This is a genomic window from Streptomyces sp. NPDC042346, from assembly GCF_055581845.1.
The window spans coordinates 314,150-335,010 of record NZ_JBVJEH010000004.1; the positions used below are offsets into that span (position 1 = coordinate 314,150).

Annotated in this window: 22 protein-coding genes; 6 read left to right on the forward strand and 16 right to left on the reverse strand. The window is 70.6% G+C overall.

The annotated features are described in order from the left end of the window. Nucleotides 1-30 precede the first annotated feature (30 nt). The 5 genes from ACZ6K0_RS19320 to ACZ6K0_RS19340 all read right to left on the reverse strand — a co-directional run bounded on the left by ACZ6K0_RS19320 (nt 31) and on the right by ACZ6K0_RS19340 (nt 4,240). Nucleotides 31-951: an SRPBCC family protein gene (locus tag ACZ6K0_RS19320; protein ID WP_469231028.1), complete on the reverse strand. Its 921-nt coding sequence runs from the start codon at nt 949-951 to the stop codon at nt 31-33. 87 nt (nt 952-1,038) lie between these two features. Continuing rightward, the gene (locus ACZ6K0_RS19325; RefSeq protein ID WP_469231030.1) at nt 1,039-2,919 is read right to left on the reverse strand and encodes a spermidine synthase; all 1,881 of its coding nucleotides are present in this window, start codon (nt 2,917-2,919) and stop codon (nt 1,039-1,041) included. 75 nt (nt 2,920-2,994) lie between these two features. Further along, nucleotides 2,995-3,513, reverse strand: coding sequence for a DUF2617 family protein (locus tag ACZ6K0_RS19330; RefSeq protein ID WP_376407175.1), 519 nt, complete (start codon nt 3,511-3,513; stop codon nt 2,995-2,997). Nucleotides 3,514-3,792: 279 nt separating this feature from the next. Further along, nucleotides 3,793-4,008, reverse strand: a complete 216-nt coding sequence (locus ACZ6K0_RS19335) for a hypothetical protein (RefSeq protein WP_376407177.1) — start codon at nt 4,006-4,008, stop codon at nt 3,793-3,795. Between the two features lie 52 nt (nt 4,009-4,060). Beyond that, nucleotides 4,061-4,240, reverse strand: a complete 180-nt coding sequence (locus tag ACZ6K0_RS19340) for a hypothetical protein (protein WP_376407179.1) — start codon at nt 4,238-4,240, stop codon at nt 4,061-4,063. A gap of 211 nt (nt 4,241-4,451) precedes the next feature. Here ACZ6K0_RS19340 and ACZ6K0_RS19345 point away from each other — a divergent pair, with 211 nt between their 5' ends. Continuing rightward, nucleotides 4,452-5,621 (forward strand): pyridoxal phosphate-dependent aminotransferase, encoded by a 1,170-nt coding sequence (locus tag ACZ6K0_RS19345; protein ID WP_376407181.1) that lies wholly within the window; start codon nt 4,452-4,454, stop codon nt 5,619-5,621. A gap of 106 nt (nt 5,622-5,727) precedes the next feature. Here the strand turns inward: ACZ6K0_RS19345 and ACZ6K0_RS19350 are convergent, their stop codons facing one another. The 4 genes from ACZ6K0_RS19350 to clpB all read right to left on the reverse strand — a co-directional run bounded on the left by ACZ6K0_RS19350 (nt 5,728) and on the right by clpB (nt 10,272). Next, nucleotides 5,728-6,399: a nucleotidyl transferase AbiEii/AbiGii toxin family protein gene (locus ACZ6K0_RS19350; protein WP_469231032.1), complete on the reverse strand. Its 672-nt coding sequence runs from the start codon at nt 6,397-6,399 to the stop codon at nt 5,728-5,730. Continuing rightward, the gene (locus ACZ6K0_RS19355) at nt 6,396-6,752 is read right to left on the reverse strand and encodes a hypothetical protein (protein ID WP_376407185.1); all 357 of its coding nucleotides are present in this window, start codon (nt 6,750-6,752) and stop codon (nt 6,396-6,398) included. Before ACZ6K0_RS19355 ends, ACZ6K0_RS19350 begins: the two co-directional genes overlap by 4 nt. A gap of 276 nt (nt 6,753-7,028) precedes the next feature. Further along, nucleotides 7,029-7,562, reverse strand: coding sequence for a type III secretion system chaperone family protein (locus tag ACZ6K0_RS19360; RefSeq protein WP_376407187.1), 534 nt, complete (start codon nt 7,560-7,562; stop codon nt 7,029-7,031). Between the two features lie 118 nt (nt 7,563-7,680). Further along, the gene (clpB, locus tag ACZ6K0_RS19365) at nt 7,681-10,272 is read right to left on the reverse strand and encodes an ATP-dependent chaperone ClpB (RefSeq protein ID WP_469231034.1); all 2,592 of its coding nucleotides are present in this window, start codon (nt 10,270-10,272) and stop codon (nt 7,681-7,683) included. A 125-nt stretch (nt 10,273-10,397) separates the two neighbouring features. On the opposite strand from clpB, the gene ACZ6K0_RS19370 reads away from it, so the two are divergent. Beyond that, on the forward strand, nt 10,398-10,802 hold the full coding sequence (locus ACZ6K0_RS19370; RefSeq protein ID WP_469231035.1) for a pyridoxamine 5'-phosphate oxidase family protein: 405 nt from the start codon (nt 10,398-10,400) through the stop codon (nt 10,800-10,802). Nucleotides 10,803-10,971: 169 nt separating this feature from the next. On the opposite strand, the gene ACZ6K0_RS19375 is transcribed toward ACZ6K0_RS19370, so the two are convergent. Both ACZ6K0_RS19375 and ACZ6K0_RS19380 read right to left on the reverse strand, forming a co-directional pair. Then, entirely contained in the window at nt 10,972-11,289 is a 318-nt protein-coding gene (locus ACZ6K0_RS19375; protein ID WP_056653193.1) for a Rieske (2Fe-2S) protein, read from the reverse strand. An 8-nt stretch (nt 11,290-11,297) separates the two neighbouring features. Next, the gene (locus tag ACZ6K0_RS19380) at nt 11,298-11,495 is read right to left on the reverse strand and encodes a hypothetical protein (RefSeq protein ID WP_376407193.1); all 198 of its coding nucleotides are present in this window, start codon (nt 11,493-11,495) and stop codon (nt 11,298-11,300) included. Between the two features lie 136 nt (nt 11,496-11,631). On the opposite strand from ACZ6K0_RS19380, the gene ACZ6K0_RS19385 reads away from it, so the two are divergent. After that, nucleotides 11,632-12,612: a helix-turn-helix transcriptional regulator gene (locus ACZ6K0_RS19385; protein ID WP_376407195.1), complete on the forward strand. Its 981-nt coding sequence runs from the start codon at nt 11,632-11,634 to the stop codon at nt 12,610-12,612. A gap of 5 nt (nt 12,613-12,617) precedes the next feature. Continuing rightward, nucleotides 12,618-13,085: a hypothetical protein gene (locus ACZ6K0_RS19390; RefSeq protein ID WP_376407197.1), complete on the forward strand. Its 468-nt coding sequence runs from the start codon at nt 12,618-12,620 to the stop codon at nt 13,083-13,085. A 67-nt stretch (nt 13,086-13,152) separates the two neighbouring features. Here ACZ6K0_RS19390 and ACZ6K0_RS19395 read toward each other — a convergent pair whose 3' ends face one another. Genes ACZ6K0_RS19395 through dnaK form a run of 4 tightly spaced genes read right to left on the reverse strand, consistent with a single transcriptional unit; the run spans nt 13,153 to nt 17,310 of the window. Then, nucleotides 13,153-13,596, reverse strand: coding sequence for a heat shock protein transcriptional repressor HspR (locus ACZ6K0_RS19395; protein WP_015034631.1), 444 nt, complete (start codon nt 13,594-13,596; stop codon nt 13,153-13,155). Nucleotides 13,597-13,600: 4 nt separating this feature from the next. After that, nucleotides 13,601-14,785: a molecular chaperone DnaJ gene (dnaJ, locus tag ACZ6K0_RS19400; protein ID WP_376407200.1), complete on the reverse strand. Its 1,185-nt coding sequence runs from the start codon at nt 14,783-14,785 to the stop codon at nt 13,601-13,603. 30 nt (nt 14,786-14,815) lie between these two features. Next, on the reverse strand, nt 14,816-15,472 hold the full coding sequence (gene grpE, locus ACZ6K0_RS19405) for a nucleotide exchange factor GrpE (protein ID WP_376407202.1): 657 nt from the start codon (nt 15,470-15,472) through the stop codon (nt 14,816-14,818). Next, the gene (dnaK, locus tag ACZ6K0_RS19410; protein WP_376407204.1) at nt 15,469-17,310 is read right to left on the reverse strand and encodes a molecular chaperone DnaK; all 1,842 of its coding nucleotides are present in this window, start codon (nt 17,308-17,310) and stop codon (nt 15,469-15,471) included. Before dnaK ends, grpE begins: the two co-directional genes overlap by 4 nt. Nucleotides 17,311-17,587: 277 nt before the next feature. On the opposite strand from dnaK, the gene ACZ6K0_RS19415 reads away from it, so the two are divergent. Beyond that, on the forward strand, nt 17,588-18,076 hold the full coding sequence (locus ACZ6K0_RS19415) for a sugar transferase (protein WP_469231039.1): 489 nt from the start codon (nt 17,588-17,590) through the stop codon (nt 18,074-18,076). 132 nt (nt 18,077-18,208) lie between these two features. Then, the gene (locus ACZ6K0_RS19420; RefSeq protein ID WP_469231040.1) at nt 18,209-20,470 is read left to right on the forward strand and encodes a (Fe-S)-binding protein; all 2,262 of its coding nucleotides are present in this window, start codon (nt 18,209-18,211) and stop codon (nt 20,468-20,470) included. Nucleotides 20,471-20,560: 90 nt separating this feature from the next. Here the strand turns inward: ACZ6K0_RS19420 and ACZ6K0_RS19425 are convergent, their stop codons facing one another. Beyond that, the gene (locus ACZ6K0_RS19425; RefSeq protein ID WP_469231042.1) at nt 20,561-20,716 is read right to left on the reverse strand and encodes a hypothetical protein; all 156 of its coding nucleotides are present in this window, start codon (nt 20,714-20,716) and stop codon (nt 20,561-20,563) included. Nucleotides 20,717-20,861: the final 145 nt, after the last annotated feature.

The following is a 20,861-nucleotide window of genomic DNA, read 5'->3' on the forward strand; positions in this document are numbered from 1 at the left end:
ACACCTCGACCCTAAACGTGCCGGGCCGATTCAGCGGCGTCGACGCAGGGCCCGGCCGACGACGACGGCGGAGGCGATGGCGAGCGCGGCGGCGGGGGCGATCCAGCGCAGGGTGGCGGTCGCGCTGGTGGCCTCGGGCGCGGGGACGGGGGCGTACCGGCCGCGCGGCGGGGCGTGGTCGACCTCCTCGGCGCTGCGCCCGATCATGGTCCGCCGCGCGTGGGCGGCCTCGGCGGCGGGCTGCGGGGCGGGGAACTCGATCGGGGTGGCGCCGAAGTCCTCGTCGAGGAGGGGGTCGAGAGAGGGGGGCGGGACGGGCGCGTCGAAGACGGAGGGGCGCCCGGGCTCCTCGACCCCGTCGTCCACACCGTCGTGATCGGAGTCGGAGTCGGACTCGGAATCGGGGTCGGAATCGGGGTCGGAGTCGGTCTCCTCCGGCTCCGGCGCAGGCGCCTCCGCCGTCCCCGGCATCTCGGCTTTCCCGGGCTCCTGGGGCTCCTCGGGCTCCTCGGGCCCCCCGGGCTCCCCCGCCAGCGCGGTCAGTGCTTCCACGAACTTGTCGAGCAGCCGGACGCCCGCCGCGGCCCGTGCCTCGTCCGTGGCCTCGGCGAGCCGGCCGGCCGCCGTCAGCGCGCCGGTGAAGCCGATGCTCGTGCCCTCGTCCACAGGGGTGAGGACGACCGTCAGGGAGAGCTCGGCCGAGCCCTTGCCCCGGGCCTCGGCGCCCTGTCCCTCGTAGGTGATGGCGCCGTCCCGCTCGACGACCCGCAGGGCGCCCCGGTAGGTGATGGTGTGGCCGCCGACCCGGACCTTGAGGCGGCCCGCGAGGGGGCCCGCCTCCGCGTCGGCGTCCCGCTGGAGGCCGGGCACGCAGCGCACCACCCGGGCCGGGTCCGTGAGCGTCGCGCGCAGGGCCTCGGCCGGTACCGGAACGAACACCTCATGCTCCATGGAAGCCGAGCCTACTCAGGCCGGGGCGCGGCGTCGCCTCTTTGCGCCGGGGCCCGCGCGCCCCTGTCACCACCTTTCGCGCTTCCCTCAGCCGCCGTACCGCGGGTGGACCAGGGTCGAGGACGGCAGCGCGGCGCCCCGGGCCCGCTCGGCACGGCGCGCGGCGGTCTCCAGGGTGCCCGCGCCGAGGGAGCGCAGCCGGGGCGCGTCGGGTGCGAGGCCGAGGACGGGCGGCCGGTCGCCCGGGACGGCGAGGAGGAAGCCCCAGTCGCCCGGCCCCTGTTCCGTACCGCCGGTGCGGTCGGCGCGGTCGGGGCCCGCCGCGAAGCCGGGGGTGCGGCCGCCGGCGCTGTACGGGCGGGTCGCGAACCCGGCGGCGTGCAGGGTGGCGTCCACCGTCCAGTAGGTGTGCGGCCGGTCGGTGACCGATCCGGCGTGCACGGCGAAGCGTCCCGAAGCGGTGAGGACGCGGGCCACGAGTCCGTGGAACTCCTCGGAGTAGAGCTTGGTGCTGGGGGTGATGCCCGGGTCGGGGAGGTCGGAGATCACCACGTCGTACCGTTCCTGCACACGATCGGCGGCGCCCCGGAGCCAGCTGAAGGCGTCCGCGTAGACCACCCTGACGCGCGGGTCCCGGAACGCCTGCGCGTTGAGCGTGGCGAGGGCCGGATCCGTGCGGGACAGGCGGACGACGCCGGGGTCGATCTCGACGACGGTCACGGAGGTGACGCCGGAGTAGCGCAGCACCTCCCGGGCGGCGAGCCCGTCCCCGCCGCCGACGATCAGGACGCGGGCGTGCGGGCCCTTCATCGCGGGGTGGACGAGTGCTTCGTGGTAGCGGTACTCGTCCTGTCCCGCCACCCGCAGCCGGCCGTCGAGGAACAGGTCGGGCGGCCCCTCGCGGCCTCCCGTCACCACCACCTCCTGGAGGTCGGTGTGGACGGCGACCCGCACCTGCTCCCCGTACACGGCGCGGCGCGCGGCCTCCTCGAAGTCGTCGACGAGCACGGTCGCGGTGGCCAGGACGGCGAGGACCGACATGTTGACCCCGATCAGCAGGGCGCGGGAGCGGGTGGTGAGGTCGCGGCGGAACACCCACAGCACGAGGCCGCCGCCCGCGATCGCGTTGACCGCGCCGGTGACGAGCGCGCCGGTGAGCTGGCCGAGCCAGGGCAGCAGCAGGAAGGGGAAGGCGAGGCCGCCGACGAGCGCGCCGACGTAGTCGGCGGCGAAGAGGTCGGCGACGGTCCCCGCGGCGTCGTCCGGCTCGCCGGCCGGGGCCTGCCGCCGCGCCCGCTCGGCGAGCCCGGACCGCGCCCCGGCCCCACTCCCGGCCTCGGCCTCCGCCTCCGCCTCCGCCTCCGACCCCACTCCCGCTCCCGACCCGGAATCGGGCCCCGCCCCGGCATCGGGCCCCGGCCCCGCATCGGACCCCGGCCCGGCGGCGCGCTGTATGAGGGACATGAGGAGCGGGATCTCCGCGCCGATGAGCACGCCGATGGCGAGTGAGAACGCCACGACGACGTACCGCGACTCGCCGAGCCAGGCGAAGGCCGCGTACAGCGCGAGGGCCGAGCAGCCGCCGATCAGCGCGAGCCCGGCCTCGACCAGGCCGAAGCCGACGGCGGCGCGGCAGCGCAGCCGCTTGGCGAGGAGCGAGCCCACTCCCATCGCGAAGACCATCACGGAGAGCACGACGGAGGCCTGGGTGACCGAGTCGCCGATCAAGTACGAGGCGAGTGCGACCAGTTCGAGCTCGTAGACCAGTCCGCACGCGGCGCAGACGAAGACCACGGCGAGAACGGGGAACCGCACCGCCTGCCCCGACCGCGGCGATCGCGGCGACTTGGACGACCTGGGTGACTTGGGCGACCTGGACGACCTGGGCGGTCTGGGCGGCCGCTCGCGCCGCCGCACGGGCGGTTGTCGCACCCTTGTGGGTGGCATGGTCACGGTCGGCTCGATCATGAACGTAACGCTACGTCACGACTTACGTACTCCTTGTCACCCACACGAGTGCATCTGGAGCTCCGGAGGGGCGTATCAGAGTGTTGCGGGCATACGTTCGCCGATCCGGGTCCTGGTCACCACCAACTGCCCTTCCTGGGGGTAGGCGTGCCAGGTACGCCAGCGCACCTGTCCCTCGTGACGCTGCGCCAGCATCGCCGTGAAGGCGTGCGGGGAGCCGGGGAAGGTCCCCGCGAGGCCGTTGGGGTGGTCGGCGACGAGCGCGAGCAGCTCCTGCGCACGGCCCGCGAAGGAGCCGTGCGAGAGCGTCTCGACGCGCGCCGCGAATTCGTACTCCCATTCGCCGACGCGCTTGGAGACGCCGAGCGGGAGGGGGGTGCTGCTGCCGGGCATGCAGGCGACGGTCTCCGAGCAGCTGCGCCCCTCCTCCTCCAGGAGTACCTGGTGGGAGGCGCCGAGCAGCCTCAACTGGAGGCTGGCGCCGGAGAGTTCGAGGTCGAGTACGGCGAGGGCGGGCAGCGGCTCGCGCCCGAGGGCCCAGGCCAGATCGGCCGCGCGGGTATCGGTATAGGAGGTCTTCAGGGTGGTGAGCATGGGTCGGCTCCGCAAACACGGTTTGACGGGTGGGCCGGGGGCGCCCCGGAGAGGGTTCAACGGGAGTGGGGGATCGCCGGCTCGGTTCCACACACGGTCCGAGGGCTGTCTCTGTCAGGAGCGAGAGAACCACGGACGCCGGGCGACTCGCAGCGTTTTTACCCAACTTGCCGTGTTTTCCAACCCCTTCGGGGACCCCACAGTTCAATTGTTCAATCAGAATTGATCGACAAGATCCGCCGAATTGCCAACGACACGTGCCTCTGGGCCCGTTGCGTCTCAGCTGCCGCCGCAGCCGCCGCCCCCACAGCCGGAGCTGCCGCCGCAGCCGCCTCCGCCCCCTCCGCAGCCCCCGCCCCCGCCGCCGCTGCCGCCGTCGGCCCAGCTGCGGCCCTTCTTCCGGCGACCGCGCCGGCCGGCGCCGGTGGCGCTGCGGACGGTGGAGACCAGGACGATCAGGATGATCGCCCCGAAGAAGATGATGAAGAAATCCATCAGTACTACCCCCGTTCTTCTGTACGAGGGAGATGCCCTCCGGGGCCCTCCCTCAAAGACGACTTGAGCGATTCCAGAGCTTCAGCTGCACGACGAGGAGCTGGAGCAGGAGGACGAGGAACACGAGGAGCTCGAACACGACGAGCTGGAGGTGGAGCAGGAGGAGGACGACGTCGAGCACGACGACGAAGACGACGAGGACGAGGACGAGGAGTCCGACGATCCGGCCCACCAGCTGTCGGTGCCACTGGCGCTGCCACCGGAGCCGCCACCCGTCCGCACGGTGCCGCGCATCGACAGCGCGACGACCCACACCACGATCGCGATCACTGCCGCGATCCCGAGGATCAAGAATGCGATGTTCATGCCAGGGCGATCCCCCCGGCGCGTCCTCGCCAAAGCCCACTTGAGCAAGTCCAGAGCTTCCCCCCAGGATGGCGGTCATGACACGACCGCTGCTCAACCGCCGGCTCGCCGAATTCGGGACGACGATCTTCGCCGAGATGTCCGCGCTCGCCGCCAGAACCGGGTCGATCAACCTCGGTCAGGGCTTCCCCGACACCGACGGCCCTGAGGAGATCCGCGAGGCCGCGGTCCGCGCGCTGCGGGACGGCCGCGGCAACCAGTACCCGCCCGGCCCGGGCGTCCCCGAGCTGCGGCAGGCCGTCGCCGACCACCAGCGGCAGTGGTACGGCCTCGAGTACGACCCCGACACGGAGGTGCTGGTCACCGCCGGCGCCACCGAGGCGATCGCCGCCGCCCTGCTGGCGCTCGTGGAGCCGGGCGACGAGGTGATCGCCCTGGAGCCGTACTACGACTCGTACGCGGCCTGCGTCGCGATGGCCGGCGGCACCCGCGTCCCCGTCACGCTCCGCCCGCACGACGGCGCCTACGTCCTCGACCTGGACGAACTGCGGGCCGCCGTCACCGACCGGACCCGGCTGATCCTCCTCAACACCCCGCACAACCCCACCGGCACCGTCCTCACCCGGGCCGAGCTGACCGCCGTCGCCGAGCTGGCGATCGAGCGGGACCTGCTGGTCGTCACCGACGAGGTCTACGAGCACCTGGTCTTCGACGGTGCCGAGCACGTCCCGCTCGCGAGCCTCCCCGGCATGCGGGACCGCACGGTCACCATCGGCTCGTCCGGCAAGACGTTCTCGTTCACCGGCTGGAAGGTCGGCTGGATCACCGCGAGCCCCGAGCTGACGTCCGCCGTCCGCTCGGCCAAGCAGTTCCTCACGTACGTCTCCTCCGGCCCCTTCCAGTACGCGATCGCCGAGGCGCTCCGCCTCCCGGCCGCGTACTTCCACGAGCTCCGCGCGGACCACGCGGCCAAGCGGGACCTGCTGAGCGAGGGCCTCGCGCAGGCGGGCTTCGAGGTCTACCGCCCGGCGGGCACCTACTTCGTCACCACCGACATCCGCCCGCTCGGCTCCGACGACGGCTTCGCCTTCTGCCGGGCCCTCCCGGAGCGCGCGGGCGTCGTCGCCATCCCGAACGCCGTCTTCTACGACCACCGCGAGGCCGGCGCCCCCTTCGTCCGCTTCGCCTTCTGCAAGAAGACGGAGGTCCTGGAGGAGGCCGTCTCCCGCCTCAAGCGCCTCGCCTGAGGACAGGACCTCCTGCGGCCGACAAGGCCGTCGAACAGGTGGGTGGGTGGCCTTGTCCACGAGGCGCACGCCACGCTGCGGGGTTCGACCGGAACCGCGGGACGGCTCAGTCTCCCCGGTCGTTCTCCGTGGCGTGCAGCCGCCGGTCGAGGTCGCTCGCCCACCGCACAGCCCACTCCCGCAGGTCCGTGATGCTCTGCTCGACCAGGCCGTAGGCGGCGAACTCCTCGTCCTCGTACCAGTCCGCGCCGCCGAGACGGTCGCGGAGGTCCTGGAGGCGGAACTCGTCACGGCTGTGCCTGGCGCCGAGCGATTCGAGCTCGTGGATCGTGCGGTCGCGAGACGCCGCGTGCACGTCGATCAGGTCTCGGACGGCCCCTCGGTCGGCCAGGGCCCGGACTTTGGTGCCGACGACGTCGTCGAGGGCGAGCACCGGACCGTGCTCGGTCTCGGTCGGCGCGTCCCAGAAGTTCTCCTTGAGGACGTCCACCTCGCACTCCTCCCCGAGGGTCGGATCCGCGACGATCAGCCGAGCCGAGAGCGGGTCCGTGCTGATCATCGTGACGCGCCAGCCTCTGCGGGCCAGGCCGTGCTCCAGGGTGGCGGCGATGTCGTCCATGGGCGCCGGGTTCTCGGTGGCCACGTCGAGGTCCTGGCTCAGCCTGTCGACCAGGCCATGAGCCTGTACCGCGTATCCCCCGGTGATCACCAACGGATACGGAGTGCCGATGGCGAGAACGTCCGCCAAGAGGCGGCGGTGCAGGTCGCTCAGGTTCACGCCGCGGCGGACGCCGGTCGCGACAGGGCGGGGAACGCCTCTTCCCACACCTGGCTGATGTGCCGGCTGATCAGTGTGCGCAGCACCGGCCACTGGGCGAGCAGCAGCTCCTCGTTGAGGAGGGCGGCGAGGTCGTCGTGCTGCCCTTCCGCCAGGACGGTTCGGTACAGGCTCATGCGCAGGCGGGGGCGGTCGAGATCGTACGTGCGGAGCCCGGACCACGCGACGTGGAGCGGAAGCTCGACCTGCCCGTGCGCGGGTCCGGAGAGATCCGCGAGCGCGGCAGGCAGCCTACTCGCGTACCGCGCGCGGAGTACTTCCGCGGCGGGTGGCGAAGAGAGCGTCTGTGCCATGCGCCCGATTATCCCGCGCCGCGCCTGCCTCCGGTACCGCTGGAGCGACACCCGCCGCACGCGCCCCTCCTCCTCATGCCGTCATCCCTCGTCACGACGTCGCGACACCCGACCGGGACGTGTGGCAAACGGGTGAACGGCGGCACGCGGCGGCACATGGCGCTCCGCCGTCGGCGCTCCCGGGGCGTACGAGAAAGCCCGGCCGGGGCCGTGGCCACGAGGGTCACGGGGTCCGGCCGGGCTTCGTCGTGCTGCGGGCAGCGGTCGCGGGGAGGCTCAGGCCTCCTCGTCGTCCGCCTTCTGCTCGGGGGTCTCCAGACCGAACTGCTCGACGACCCACTTGTCGAACTCGATGGAGGCGCGGACCCAGCTGACCGTGGAGGACACGAAGTGCTCCAGGGCGACGCCGGTGCCGATCAGCATCTGGGCCTCACCGATGAGACGGAGGGTGGCGGAGCCGTCCTCCTCCTCGTGCAGGTGCGTGTAGACCTTGGGCCACAGGGTGCGGCGGTTCCAGTCGTCGATCGCGTCGAGGACCCTCGCGCGGTCGTCGGCCGAGTGCGGGCGGTCGTAGAACGTCCGCACCGAGAAGACCTGCTGCTCGTCCTCGCCGCGGAACATGAAGTACGTGCGGAATTCCTCCCACGGCGCCGCGAGGTCACCCTCGTCGTCGATGACGTACTTCAGCTCCATCTGCTCGAGGAGCTGCTTGACGAGGTCCTGGTCGGGGACGACGGGGCCCGCCGGTCCTGCGGCCTGAGGCTGGGGCTGGCCCCCGAAATTCGGAATCGAGGACGGGTCGATGCTCACCGTGAATTTCCCTTCGTACGGATGCTCGCCATCCTCCCCCATGTCGGGCGGTTCATGGGAGCCCCACCAGCCGCGATCCGCTGCGGGCTGACAAGAACCTCGCCCTTCGCCCCTCTCGTCACCGGGCCGGGCCGACGCTCAGACCGTCCTCGAAGCAGTCCACGCGGACCGTGTCGCCGTCGACGACCTCGCCCGCGAGGATCTCCTTCGCGAGCCGGTCGCCGATCGCCGTCTGGATCAGACGGCGCAGCGGCCGGGCTCCGTACGCGGGGTCGTTGCCCTCCTCGGCGAGCCACTCCAGGGCCTCCGGGGTGACCTCCAGGGTGAGCCGCCGGTCGGCGAGCCGCTTCGCGAGCCGGTCGATCTGGAGCCGTGCGATCCGGCCCAGCTCGGCCCGGTCCAGCGCCGAGAAGACGACGAGGTCGTCGAGGCGGTTGAGGAACTCGGGCTTGAAGCTGGCCCTGACGACGTCCAGGACCTGCTGCTTCTTCACGTCCTCCGAGGTCAGCGGGTCGACGAGGTACTGGCTGCCCAGGTTCGACGTGAGGATCAGGATGGTGTTGCGGAAGTCGACGGTCCGGCCCTGGCCGTCGGTGAGGCGGCCGTCGTCGAGGACCTGGAGCAGGACGTCGAAGACCTCCGGGTGCGCCTTCTCGACCTCGTCGAGCAGGACCACGCTGTACGGGCGGCGGCGGACCGCCTCCGTGAGCTGGCCGCCCTCCTCGTAGCCGACGTAGCCGGGGGGCGCGCCGACGAGCCGGGCGACGGAGTGCTTCTCGCCGTACTCCGACATGTCGATGCGGATCATGGCCCGCTCGTCGTCGAAGAGGAAGTCGGCGAGGGCCTTCGCCAGCTCGGTCTTGCCGACGCCCGTGGGGCCGAGGAAGAGGAACGAGCCCGTGGGGCGGTCGGGGTCGGCGATGCCCGCGCGGGTGCGGCGCACGGCGTCGGAGACGGCCTGCACGGCCTCGGACTGGCCGATGAGCCGCCTGCCGAGCTCGTCCTCCATGCGGAGCAGCTTCTGCGTCTCGCCCTCCAGGAGACGGCCGGCGGGGATGCCGGTCCAGGCGCCGACGACGTCCGCGATGTCGTCCGGGCCCACCTCCTCCTTGACCATGGTGTCCTTGGACGACTCCTGCTGGGCCTCGGCCTCGGAGGCCTCCGCCAGCTCCCGCTCCAGGTTCGGGATCTCCCCGTACAGCAGCTTGGAGGCGGTGTCGAAGTCGCCGTCGCGCTGGGCGCGCTCGGCCCGGCCCCGGGTCTCGTCGAGCCGTTCCTTCAGCTCGCCGACCCGGTTGAGGGACTGCTTCTCCTTCTCCCAGCGGGCGGTGAGGCCGCGCAGCTCCTCCTCGCGGTCGGCGAGGTCGCGCCGCAGCTTCTCCAGGCGCTGCTTGCTCGCCGCGTCCGTCTCGTTCTTCAGCGCCAGCTCCTCCATGCGGAGCCGGTCGACCGAGCGCTGGAGCTCGTCGATCTCGACGGGCGAGGAGTCGATCTCCATGCGGAGCCGGGAGGCCGCCTCGTCGACGAGGTCGATGGCCTTGTCGGGGAGGAAGCGCGAGGTGATGTACCGGTCGGAGAGGGTCGCGGCGGCGACCAGCGCGGAGTCGTTGATCTGCACCTTGTGGTGCGCCTCGTACCGGCCCTTGAGGCCGCGGAGGATCGCGATGGTGTCCTCGACCGTCGGCTCGGCGACGAGGACCTGCTGGAAGCGGCGCTCCAGGGCGGGGTCCTTCTCGATGCGCTCGCGGTACTCGTCGAGGGTGGTCGCGCCGACCATCCGCAGCTCGCCGCGGGCCAGCATGGGCTTGAGCATGTTGCCCGCGTCCATGGCGGAGTCGCCGCCGGCGCCCGCGCCGACGACCGTGTGCAGCTCGTCGATGAAGGTGATGATCTGGCCGTCGCTGGCCTTGATCTCGGAGAGGACGGTCTTCAGCCGCTCCTCGAACTCGCCGCGGTACTTGGCTCCGGCGACCATCGCGCCGAGGTCGAGCGAGACGAGCCGCTTGTTCTTCAGCGACTCGGGTACGTCGCCCTTCACGATCCGCTGGGCGAGGCCCTCGACGACGGCGGTCTTGCCGACGCCGGGCTCCCCGATGAGGACCGGGTTGTTCTTGGTGCGGCGGGACAGCACCTGCACCACGCGCCGGATCTCGTGGTCCCGGCCGATGACCGGGTCCAGCTTGCCCTCGCGCGCGGCGGCCGTGAAGTCCGTGCCGAACTTCTCCAGCGCCTTGTACTGCCCTTCCGGGTCGGGTGTGGTCACCCGGCGTCCTCCCCTGCTCTTCTCGAAGGCGTCCAGCAGCTTCGCTGCGCTCGCGCCCTGCCGGTCGAGGATCTCACCGGCCTGGCCGCCCTTGGCGGCGATCCCGATGAGCAGGTGTTCGGTGGAGAGGAAGTCGTCGCCGAGCTCCTTGGCCTGCCGGTCGGCGTCGGCGATGACCGCGAGGAACTCGCGGTTGGGCTGCGGGGGCGCGACCGTGGACCCCGTGATGCTCGGCTGGGCGGCGATCAGCCGCTCCGCGCCGGAGCGCACGACCGCCTGGTCGGCCTCGACGGCGGCGAGCAGGTCGGTGATGTTCTCGTTGTCCTGACCCGCCAGCAGGGCCAGGAGCAAGTGCGCCGGGATGAGATCCGGGTTCCCCGCGGACACGGCGCGGCTCGTGGCCGCGTTGATCGCGTCCCGGCTCCGGTTGGTCAGTTCGACGTCCACGTGCGGTGCTCCTCCTTGGTGTACGTACGGCTATGCGTCTCCTATGACTCATCCAGCGTACACAAAGTTGAGTCCAATCCACTCAAGCTTTCGGAGGGAGTTCTCCCCCGGGTAGTTTCCGGGGCATGGCCACAGACCCGAGGAACCCTTCCGACTCGTACCTCAGCTTCTGGCGCGAGTACCACATGTGCACCCTGACGACCCCGCGCGCGGACGGCACCCCGCACGTGGTGGCGGTCGGCGTCACGTACGACCCCGAGGGCGGCTACGCCCGGGTGATCACCAACAAGAACAGCCGGAAGGTCGCCAACGTGCTGGCGGCGGGCGCGGACGGCGCGCGCGTGGCGGTCTGCCAGGTCGACAAGGGGCGCTGGGCCACCCTGGAGGGCATCGCCCGCATCCGTACGGAGACCGAGGTCGTCGCGGACGCCGTCGGCCGGTACGCCGAGCGGTACGGCCGCACGCCGGCCCCGAACCCGGACCGGGTCGTCATCGAGATCGCCCTCACACGGGCGATGGGCCGCGCCTGAGAAGTGGCCGCGCCCAGAAGGGGCCGCGCCTGAGAAGGGGCCGCGCCCGGAAGGGGCCGCGCCCGAGAGTGTGCGGGCGCAGCACAGCGGCGCCATCGCGTTTCAGGTCCGCGATGGCGCCGCTGTGTGGGGGAAGTGCCTGAGCGATCTACAACGACGGGGGAATCGCTCAAGCACTGCGGGGGGTGGCGGTGATGGTCTCGGGTTCGATCAGCTGGTGGTCCCGCTGGTCGAGGTTGACGAAGATCATGCCGTACCGAATGGCACAGCGGATGGGCTGCGGGGCACCGCGGGGACGGCGGAGACAGCGGTAAGCACGGACGTCCTCGTCCTGCTCGCGTGCCACGACGATCGGTTCTCCGAAGAGGGTGACCTTCAGCGCGTCGCCACGGTGGGGGATGGCCGTGGCGAGATCGACGAAGTGCCAGCCGGACCGATAGGCCGAAGCCATCTCCCGGCGGAACCTGGGGTCATCGGGTACGTTCATGCGTCCGTCTAATTCCAGCCGGGGTCCTGCGCGGGGGCCACGCTCCAGCCCGGGTCGCCGACCAGGTGCCAGCCCGGGTCCAGCGGAGCGGCCTGTACCTCGGCCGGCGCCGTGTGCCAGCCGGGGTCCTGGGTCACTCCCACGGCGCCCACTGCGGCCGCCGCGATGAAGGCGACACCGGCCACCGTGCGTATGAGCTTCTTCATCATCACCGAGCAACCTCACTTGAAGGCAACGTCTCTTTACCAACCCCCGCGAGTAAGACGATGGCTTACTCTCTGCACCTGCACCACCAAACCCAGGCATCATGTTCCTGAGATGCAGGAGCCTGGGGGTGTACATATGCGGAAAGAAGCGGACGAAACAGGTCACCCGCATTCGTATGCCGAACTCTGCAAAGCCGGCTCCGAGCTGTACGCGGCCGCCCTGCGGACCGGACGAATAGCCCGGTCAGAGACCTTGGAGGCCCCCTGCCTCCTCGATCTCTCGCTCCTCCACCCCGACCCGGACGACGCCCAGTGGCTGCGCCCGGTTCCCCCCTCGGCCGCCCTCGCCCAGCTCCTCCAGCCGATCGAACGGGAAATACTCGACCGCCGTCGGCGCACCGTCGCCCTCTCGGACGCTTTCGAGCCGTTCATGGCCATCAGCGCCCACGACACCCCCACCACGCACGCCATCACCGTCCTCGAGGGCATCGACCGCATCAACTCGACCCTCGACCGCGTCGTCGCCAACTGCCGCCACGAACTGCTCACCGTCCAGCCCGGCGGCGGACGCCCCGCACAGGCCCTCAGCGAAGCCCTCGACCGCGTCTCGCCGCTCCTCGGCCGCGGCATCAGCATGCGCACCCTCTACCAGCACACGGCCCGCCACACCGAGCTCACCCTGACCTACCTGGAGCACGTCGGCCCCGAGGTCCAGGTGCGCACGCTGGAAGAGATCATCGACCGGCTGATCATCGTCGACCGCGAGGTCGCCTTCGTCCCGGCCCGCAGCGACCGCCAGGTCGCCCTGGAACTGCGCCACCCCGGCCTGGTCGCCTACCTCGGCGGCGTCTTCGACCAGTTCTGGCAGCTCGCGGTGCCGATCCGCGAGGAGATCCCGTACGACATCAAGACCGACGGCATCGGCGGCGTCCAGCGCTCCATCGCCAAGCTCCTCGTCGAGGGCCACGTCGACGAGGCCATCGCCCGCCGCCTCGGCATGAACGTCCGGACCTGCCGCGCCCACATCGCCAAACTCGCCGCCGCCCTCGGCAGCGGCAGCCGCGCCCAGCTCGGCTATCTCATCGCCCAGTCCGGCATCCTCGAACGGGACAACTGACCAGCGTGTACGTACAGATCGACCTCGACGGACCCGCGGGCACGCTCCGCGTCTCCGGCCACGGGCTGCCGACCGTGGAGCTCGTCCGGGCCCCGGGGACCGACCCCGACCCCCACATCCCCATCGGGACCCGCAAGCCCGCCCTGCTCACGCTCACCGTGGACGGCGAACCGGCCGCCATCCGGCCCGCGCGCGGGCGGCTCCTGCGGTCCTCCTACCGGGTCGACGTACGGACCGACGGGGTCCGCTACCGGCTCGTGCCCTGCGGGTACGACGACAGCCGGCTCACCCGCGACGGACGCCGCGTCGGCACCCTCCTCTGCTCGGGCGACGGCAGGGTCGTCGACACGTGGGAGGACGACCCCACCCCGCGCGACCGGGCCCTCGGCACGGCCCTCGCCGCCGCGTTCGGCACGGGCGCCTCGCCGTGGTGGGAGACCGTCGGCGACATCGTGGGCGAGCTGATCCCCTGACGTACCGACATACGACGAGGCCCCCTCCACCGTCGTGGAGGGGGCCTCGTCGTACGGGCTGTGGGAGCTACTCCCCGCGCTTCGGACGCCAGACCACCAGCGCGCTCGCCTGCTGCACGTCCTGGTACGGCACCAGGTCGCGCCGGTACGAGGCGTGCACCTGGGCCTCGCGCTGCCGCATCGCCGCCGCCGCGCCGTCGACCGCGGCCGACAGCTCGGCGATCCGGCTCTGCAGCGCCGCGACCTGGTTCTCCAGTTCGATGATCCGCTTGATGCCCGCGAGGTTGATGCCCTCGTCCTGCGACAGCTGCTGCACCTGACGGAGCAGCTCGATGTCACGGGCCGAGTAGCGCCGGCCGCGGCCCGCCGTACGGTCCGGGGAGACCAGACCGAGACGGTCGTACTGCCGCAGGGTCTGCGGGTGCAGACCGGAGAGCTGGGCCGCCACCGAGATGACGTACACCGGCGACTCGTCGGTCAGTTCGTACGGATTGCGTCGGCGCCCGTCCACGGGGTCACGCTCCCTTCGCGGCCTGGAACAGCTCCGCCCGGGGGTCCTCGGAGGCGGTCGCCTCGCGGAAGGTCTCCAGGGCCTCACGTGCCTTGTCGTCCAGCTCCTTGGGCACCGCGACCTCCACCGTGACGAGCAGGTCGCCGCGGGTGCCGTCCTTGCGGACCGCGCCCTTGCCACGGGCGCGCATGGTCCGGCCGTTCGGCGTGCCGGCGGGCAGCTTGAGCGTGACCGCGGGGCCGCCGAGGGTCGGCACCTTGATCTCGCCGCCGAGCGCCGCTTCCGTGAAGGAGACCGGCACCGTGACGGTGAGGTTGTCGTCCTTGCGGCCGAAGACCGCGTGGTCGTCGACGTGCACGACGACGTACAGGTCGCCGTTCTGCCCGCCGCGCTCGCCCGGCGCGCCCTTGCCCCGCAGCCGGATCCGCTGCCCGTCGGAGACACCCGACGGGATGCGGACCTGCATGGTGCGGGAGGACTTGGCCCGCCCGCTGCCCTTGCAGACGTCGCAGGGGTTCTCGGCGATGAGGCCGCGGCCCTTGCAGTCGACGCACGGATCGGTGAGGGAGAACCCGCCGCCGCTGCCGCGCGAGACCTGTCCGGTGCCGACGCAGGTCGGGCACACGCGGGGCGTGCCGTTCTTGTCGCCGGTGCCCGAGCACGCCGTGCACGGCTGCTGGCTGGACATCCGCAGCGGTACGGTCGCGCCCTCGACGGCCTCGATGAAGCTGAGCGTCACCTCGGACTCGATGTCCTGGCCGCGGCGCGGCTGGGTACGCGTACCCGTGCCCGCCCCGCGGTTGAACAGGCCGCCGAAGACATCCCCGATGCCGCCACCGCCGCCGAAGCCACCGGCTCCGCCGGGGCCGCCCTGGGCGCCTCCGAAGAGGTCGCCCAGGTCGAAGTTGAACGAGCCGCCGCCGCCCGGGCCGCCGGCCCGGAAGCCGCCGTTCCCGAAGAGGGCGCGCGCCTCGTCGTACTCCTTGCGCTTCTTGGGGTCGCCGAGGATGTCGTTGGCCTCGGAGATCTCCTTGAAGCGCTCCTCGGCCTTGGTGTCGCCCTTGTTGGCGTCCGGGTGGTTCTCGCGGGCGAGCTTCCGGTACGCCTTCTTGATCTCGGCCTCGGTGGCGTCCTTGGGGACGCCGAGAACCTTGTAGTAGTCCTTCTCGACGAAGTCCTTCGTGCTCATCGACGTCCCTCCTTCCGGACGATCATTGCGTCACCCCTCTTCGGGGGCACCGCTCTCCTCGTCGGCCTTCTCTTCCTTGGTGCCGGGCGTGGCGCCCGGCTGGGGCTCGGCCACCGCGACCCGGGCGGGCCTGATGGTCCGCTCGCCGATCCGGTACCCAGGCTGCAGGATCGCCACGCACGTCGTCTCGGTGACGTCCGGCGCGTACGAGTGCATCAGGGCCTCGTGGATCGTCGGGTCGAAGGGCTCGCCCTCCTTGCCGAACTGCTGCAGACCCATCTTGGCGACGACGGTCTCCAGCGATTCGGCCACCGACTTGAACCCGCCCAGGAGCTCGCCGTGGTCCCGGGCCCTGCCGACGTCGTCGAGGACGGGCAGGAGCTCGGACAGGAGCGTCGCGACGGCGATCTCCTTGACCGTGACCCGGTCCCGCTCCACGCGGCGGCGGTAGTTCTGGTATTCGGCCTGGAGCCGCTGGAGGTCCGCGGTGCGCTCGTCGAGCGCGGAACGGACCTGGTCCAGCTGGGCGGTGAGGCCCGCGGTACCGGCCGACTTCTGGCTGCTTGCGTCCCCGGCCGGGGCCGCCTTCTCCTCCGTGGAGGAGTCGGCGGCCTCGGCGGCGTCGTCAGGGGTGGCGCCGGAGGGGACGTCGGACTTCTCCTCGAAGCCCGGGGTCTCCTCGGTCACGCCTGACCGCCCTTCTTGGGCTCGTCGTCGATGATCTCGGCGTCGACGACGTCGTCGTCGGCCTGCGCCTGGCCGGCACCGGCGTCGCCCGCGGCCTGCGCGCCCTGCGCGTCGGCGTAGAGGGCCTGGCCGAGCTTCTGCGAGACGGCAGCGACCTTCTCGGTGGCGGTGCGGATCTCGGCGGTGTCCTCGCCCTTGAGCTTCTCCTTCAGCTCGACGAGCGCGGCCTCGACCTCGGCCTTGACGTCACCGGGGACCTTGTCCTCGTTGTCCTTGAGGAACTTCTCCGTCTGGTAGACGAGCTGCTCGCCCTGGTTGCGGGACTCGGCGGCCTCGCGGCGACGGTGGTCCTCGTCCGCGTACTGCTCGGCCTCCTGGCGCATGCGGTCGACCTCGTCCTTGGCGAGCGAGGAGCCGCCGGTGACGGTCATCTTCTGCTCCTTGCCCGTGCCGAGGTCCTTCGCGGTCACGTGCATGATGCCGTTGGCGTCGATGTCGAAGGCGACCTCGATCTGCGGGACGCCACGCGGCGCCGGCGGCAGACCGGTCAGCTCGAACATGCCGAGCTTCTTGTTGTACGCCGCGATCTCGCGCTCGCCCTGGTAGACCTGGATCTGCACGGACGGCTGGTTGTCCTCGGCCGTCGTGAAGATCTCGGACCGCTTGGTCGGGATCGTGGTGTTGCGCTCGATGAGCTTGGTCATGATCCCTCCCTTGGTCTCGATGCCGAGGGACAGCGGGGTCACGTCGAGGAGCAGGACGTCCTTGACCTCACCCTTGAGGACACCGGCCTGGAGCGCGGCGCCGATGGCGACGACCTCGTCCGGGTTGACGCCCTTGTTGGCGTCCTGACCGCCGGTCAGCTCCTTGACGAGCTCGGCGACGGCCGGCATACGGGTCGAACCACCGACGAGAACGACGTGGTCGATCTCGCGGAGCTCGATGCCCGCGTCCTTGATGACGTTGTGGAACGGCACCTTGCAGCGGTCGAGCAGGTCCGAGGTGAGCTGCTGGAACTGGGCGCGCGTGAGCTTCTCGTCCAGGTGCAGCGGGCCCTCGGCGGAGGCCGTGATGTAGGGCAGGTTGATCGAGGTCTCCGTCGAGGACGAGAGCTCGATCTTCGCCTTCTCGGCGGCCTCGCGCAGACGCTGGAGCGCCATCTTGTCCTTGGCGAGGTCCACGCCGTGGCCGTTCTGGAACTGCGTCACCAGGTAGTCGACGACGCGCTGGTCCCAGTCGTCACCACCGAGGTGGTTGTCACCGTTGGTGGCCTTCACCTCGACGACGCCGTCGCCGATCTCCAGGAGGGACACGTCGAAGGTGCCGCCACCGAGGTCGAAGACGAGGATCGTCTGGTCGTCCTTGTCGAGGCCGTAGGCCAGGGCGGCCGCGGTCGGCTCGTTGACGATGCGCAGGACGTTGAGGCCCGCGATCTCACCGGCCTCCTTGGTGGCCTGGCGCTCGGAGTCGTTGAAGTACGCCGGGACGGTGATGACCGCGTCGACGACCTTCTCGCCCAGGTACGCCTCGGCGTCACGCTTGAGCTTCTGCAGGATGAAGGCGCTCATCTGCTGCGGGTTGAAGTTCTTGCCGTCGATCTCGATCTTCCAGTCAGTGCCCATGTGGCGCTTGACCGACCGGATGGTCCTGTCGACGTTGGTGACGGCCTGACGCTTGGCCACCTCGCCGACGAGCACCTCGCCGTTCTTCGCGAAGGCGACGACGGACGGCGTGGTCCGGGCACCCTCGGCGTTGGTGATGACGGTGGGCTCGCCGCCTTCCAGAACGCTGACGACCGAGTTGGTCGTGCCCAGGTCGATGCCGACCGCACGTGCCATGTCAATTCCTCCAGCTGACGTACTTGAGTGGATCTGACTCAAGGATGCACGAGACCCCGCGATGCGTCAACAGACCTGAGTGGAGGTGACTCAACTCTTCGCCCGGTCGGCCGCTCAAAGAGGGCCCGGAAGGAGGCGGAAGAGGAGAGCGAGCGCGTCGATCCCGCCCCTCGCGGGGTGCTGCGTGAGAGAGTCCGGATGCTCCTTGCCGGGCAAAGCAGGCATATCCCACGAATATCCCATGATTCTCATCGGCTCACTCGGAAGGGTGTAGGGGATGACGGCCAAGCGCACCTTCGACGTCCTGGGCGGGCTCGCCCTCCTCACCGTCCTCTCCCCCGTCCTCGCCGCCGTCGCCCTCTCGGTCGCGCTCGGCGGGACGACGCCCGGCCGCGGCATCCTGCGCCGCCGGACGGTGGCCGGGCTGGACGGCCGCGCCTTCACGATGCTGACCTTCCGGACGAAGAGCCCGCTGGCCGCGCTGCCCCTGCTCCTGCACGTCGTCGCGGGCCGGATGTCGCTGGTCGGGCCGTGCCCGCTGGCCCCGACCCACCGCGAGTGCACGGGCGAGGCCCGCCGCCGGCTCTCCGTACGCCCCGGACTCACCGGACCGTGGCAGATCAGCGGGCGCTCGGAGCTGCCGTGGGAGGAGCGCGAGCTGCTCGATCTCCACTATGTGGACCACCACTGGCTGGGAATGGACCTCGGCATCCTGGCGCGTACGCTTCCAGCAGTCCGCAGGCGTCGCTCGGCAAGGTTCGCCTGAGCGACACAGATCACCGTGAGTGCCGCTACAGCGCGGGGCCGTGACCCGGTAATCTCAGCACGGACTCAATAAGTTACCGCTTAGTAGGCTCGCGAGTCAGCAGGCACGCGAGGCCCGCCCGAGGAGCCCCTCATGCAACTCGCCGCGATCGTCGTGTCGATCGTCATCACGGTGGTGGCCGTCGCGCTGTTCGGCCGTGCCACCGTGCAGATCTACCGCTTCGTACGGCTCGGCCAGCCGGTCCCCGCGGGCACGCGCACCGGCGACCCCACACAGCGCACCATCACGCTGGTCAAGGAATTCCTCGGCCACACCCGGATGAACCGCTGGGGCATCGTCGGCGTCGCGCACTGGTTCGTCGCGGTGGGCTTCTTCTCGCTGCTCCTGACGATCGTCAACGCCTTCGGCCAGCTGTTCCAGGCCGACTGGCTGATCCCGATCATCGGTGACTGGCTGCCGTACGAGATCTTCACCGAGTTCCTCGGTCTGATGACGGTCCTCGGCATCGTGACCCTCATCGTGATCCGGCAGCTGAGCAAGCCGACCAAGGCGGGCCGCAAGTCCCGCTTCACCGGCTCCAAGACCGGCCAGGCGTACTTCGTCGAGGCCGTCATCCTGATCGTCGGCGTCTGCATCATGACGCTGCGCGCCCTCGAAGGCGTCCAGCACCACGTGACGAGCTGGGAGCCCGGCTTCTTCGCCTCGTACCCGCTGATCGCGCTCCTCGACGGCCTGGACCTGAGCACGATCCAGTACCTGACCTACTTCTTCGCGTGCCTCAAGATCGTCACGTCGTTCACCTGGATGATCGTCGTCTCGCTGAACACCAACATGGGTGTCGCCTGGCACCGCTTCCTCGGCTTCCCGAACATCTGGTTCAAGCGGAACTCCGACGGCTCCACGGCCCTCGGCGCGCTCCAGCCGATGACGACCGCCGGCAAGGAGATCGACTGGGAGGACCCGGCCGAGGACGCCGTCTTCGGCGTCTCCCAGGTCGAGCAGTTCTCCTGGAAGGGCATCCTCGACTTCTCCACCTGCACCGAGTGCGGCCGCTGCCAGTCGCAGTGCCCCGCCTGGAACACCGGCAAGCCGCTCTCCCCCAAGCTCCTCATCATGTCGCTGCGCGACCACGCGCACGCCAAGGCCCCCTACCTCCTCGCCGGCGGCGGCAAGGACATGGAGGGCAACGAGAAGGCGACGCCGGAGCAGCTCAAGGACGTCCCCGCGTCGGCCATCGCCGAGGCCGAGCGCCCCCTCATCGGCACCGCCGAGGAGAACGGCGTCATCGACCCGGACGTCCTGTGGTCCTGCACCACCTGCGGCGCCTGCGTCGAGCAGTGCCCGGTCGACATCGAGCACATCGACCACATCGTCGACATGCGCCGCTACCAGGTGATGATCGAGTCCGCGTTCCCGTCCGAGGCGGGCACGATGCTCAAGAACCTGGAGAAGAAGGGCAACCCCTGGGGCCTCGCCAAGAAGGCCCGCGTCGAGTGGACCAAGGAGGTCGACTTCGAGGTCCCGATCGTCGGCAAGGACGTCGAGGACCTCTCGGAGTACGACTACCTCTACTGGGTCGGCTGCGCCGGCGCCCTGGAGGACCGGGCCAAGAAGACCACCAAGGCCTTCGCCGAGCTGCTCAACATCGCGGGCGTCAAGTTCGCGATCATGGGCGGCGACGAGAAGTGCACCGGTGACTCCCCCCGCCGCCTCGGCAACGAGCCGCTGTTCCAGCAGCTCGCGCAGGAGAACGTCGCCATGCTGAACATGGCGTTCGGCGAGGACGACGACGACCCGGAGACGAAGAAGCCGAAGTCGGCGAAGCGGATCGTCTCCACCTGCCCGCACTGCTTCAACACCATCGCCAACGAGTACCCGCAGCTCGGCGGCGAGTACGAGGTCATCCACCACACCCAGCTGCTCCAGCACCTCATCGACGAGGGCAAGCTGGTCCCGGTGACCCCGGTCGAGGGCCTCATCACCTACCACGACCCCTGCTACCTGGGCCGTCACAACAAGGTCTACACGCCGCCGCGCGAGATCATGTCCGCCGTCCCCGGCCTGCGCCAGCAGGAGATGCACCGCCACAAGGAGCGCGGCTTCTGCTGCGGCGCCGGCGGTGCCCGGATGTGGATGGAGGAGCGCATCGGCAAGCGCATCAACACCGAGCGCGTCGACGAGGCCCTGTCCCTCAACCCGGACATCGTCTCCACCGCCTGCCCCTTCTGCCTCGTCATGCTGACGGACTCCGTCAACGGCAAGAAGAACGAGGGCAAGGCGAAGGAGACCCTCCAGGTCGTGGACGTGGCCCAGCTGCTCCTCGACTCGGTGAAGACCCCGGCGGACCCGGAGCCGGAGCCGGAGACCGCTCCGGAGCCGGAGCCGGCCGCCTAGGGTCCGCCGGAAAGGCCCTGGAGGTCCGTACGTGAGAGAGGGCCGCCCCGCGTGATCGCGGGGCGGCCCTCTCTCGTACGCGTCGGCGCCTCAGCGGTGCCGGGACACCAGGGGCTCGACCACCTTGGCGGTGTTGTGGGGCACCTGCTCCTTGGGGGCGGGCTTGGGCGCGGGCTTGGGGGCGGGTTTGGGGGCGGGTGCCTTGTCCAGCCAGGAGGAGACGGTCCCGTCCGGCCGGAGGACCACGTGGAGCCCGTTGTTCTCCCCGTACGCGGACTTCCCGTCGCGGCTGACGAGCGTGTCGATCAGCGAACCGCCCCCGTCTCCGAAGCTACGAGGCCGATATTGAGGTGATGCGTCGGATTTGTCACAGCGCCCCCAAGCCTGCCCA

What these genes read in the sequence shown, in the direction of transcription:
- ACZ6K0_RS19420 (WP_469231040.1), top strand. Translation starts at nt 18,209, where the DNA reads ATGCAACTCGCCGCGATCGTCGTGTCGATCGTCATCACGGTGGTGGCC.
- dnaJ (WP_376407200.1), bottom strand. Translation starts at nt 14,785, where the DNA reads ATGAGCACGAAGGACTTCGTCGAGAAGGACTACTACAAGGTTCTCGGC.
- ACZ6K0_RS19330 (WP_376407175.1), bottom strand. Translation starts at nt 3,513, where the DNA reads ATGCTCACCACCCTGAAGACCTCCTATACCGATACCCGCGCGGCCGAT.
- ACZ6K0_RS19415 (WP_469231039.1), top strand. Translation starts at nt 17,588, where the DNA reads ATGACGGCCAAGCGCACCTTCGACGTCCTGGGCGGGCTCGCCCTCCTC.
- ACZ6K0_RS19375 (WP_056653193.1), bottom strand. Translation starts at nt 11,289, where the DNA reads ATGAACGTACCCGATGACCCCAGGTTCCGCCGGGAGATGGCTTCGGCC.
- ACZ6K0_RS19325 (WP_469231030.1), bottom strand. Translation starts at nt 2,919, where the DNA reads ATGATCGAGCCGACCGTGACCATGCCACCCACAAGGGTGCGACAACCG.
- ACZ6K0_RS19345 (WP_376407181.1), top strand. Translation starts at nt 4,452, where the DNA reads ATGACACGACCGCTGCTCAACCGCCGGCTCGCCGAATTCGGGACGACG.
- ACZ6K0_RS19335 (WP_376407177.1), bottom strand. Translation starts at nt 4,008, where the DNA reads ATGGATTTCTTCATCATCTTCTTCGGGGCGATCATCCTGATCGTCCTG.
- ACZ6K0_RS19370 (WP_469231035.1), top strand. Translation starts at nt 10,398, where the DNA reads ATGGCCACAGACCCGAGGAACCCTTCCGACTCGTACCTCAGCTTCTGG.
- ACZ6K0_RS19320 (WP_469231028.1), bottom strand. Translation starts at nt 951, where the DNA reads ATGGAGCATGAGGTGTTCGTTCCGGTACCGGCCGAGGCCCTGCGCGCG.
- ACZ6K0_RS19355 (WP_376407185.1), bottom strand. Translation starts at nt 6,752, where the DNA reads ATGGCACAGACGCTCTCTTCGCCACCCGCCGCGGAAGTACTCCGCGCG.
- ACZ6K0_RS19385 (WP_376407195.1), top strand. Translation starts at nt 11,632, where the DNA reads ATGCGGAAAGAAGCGGACGAAACAGGTCACCCGCATTCGTATGCCGAA.
- ACZ6K0_RS19380 (WP_376407193.1), bottom strand. Translation starts at nt 11,495, where the DNA reads ATGAAGAAGCTCATACGCACGGTGGCCGGTGTCGCCTTCATCGCGGCG.
- dnaK (WP_376407204.1), bottom strand. Translation starts at nt 17,310, where the DNA reads ATGGCACGTGCGGTCGGCATCGACCTGGGCACGACCAACTCGGTCGTC.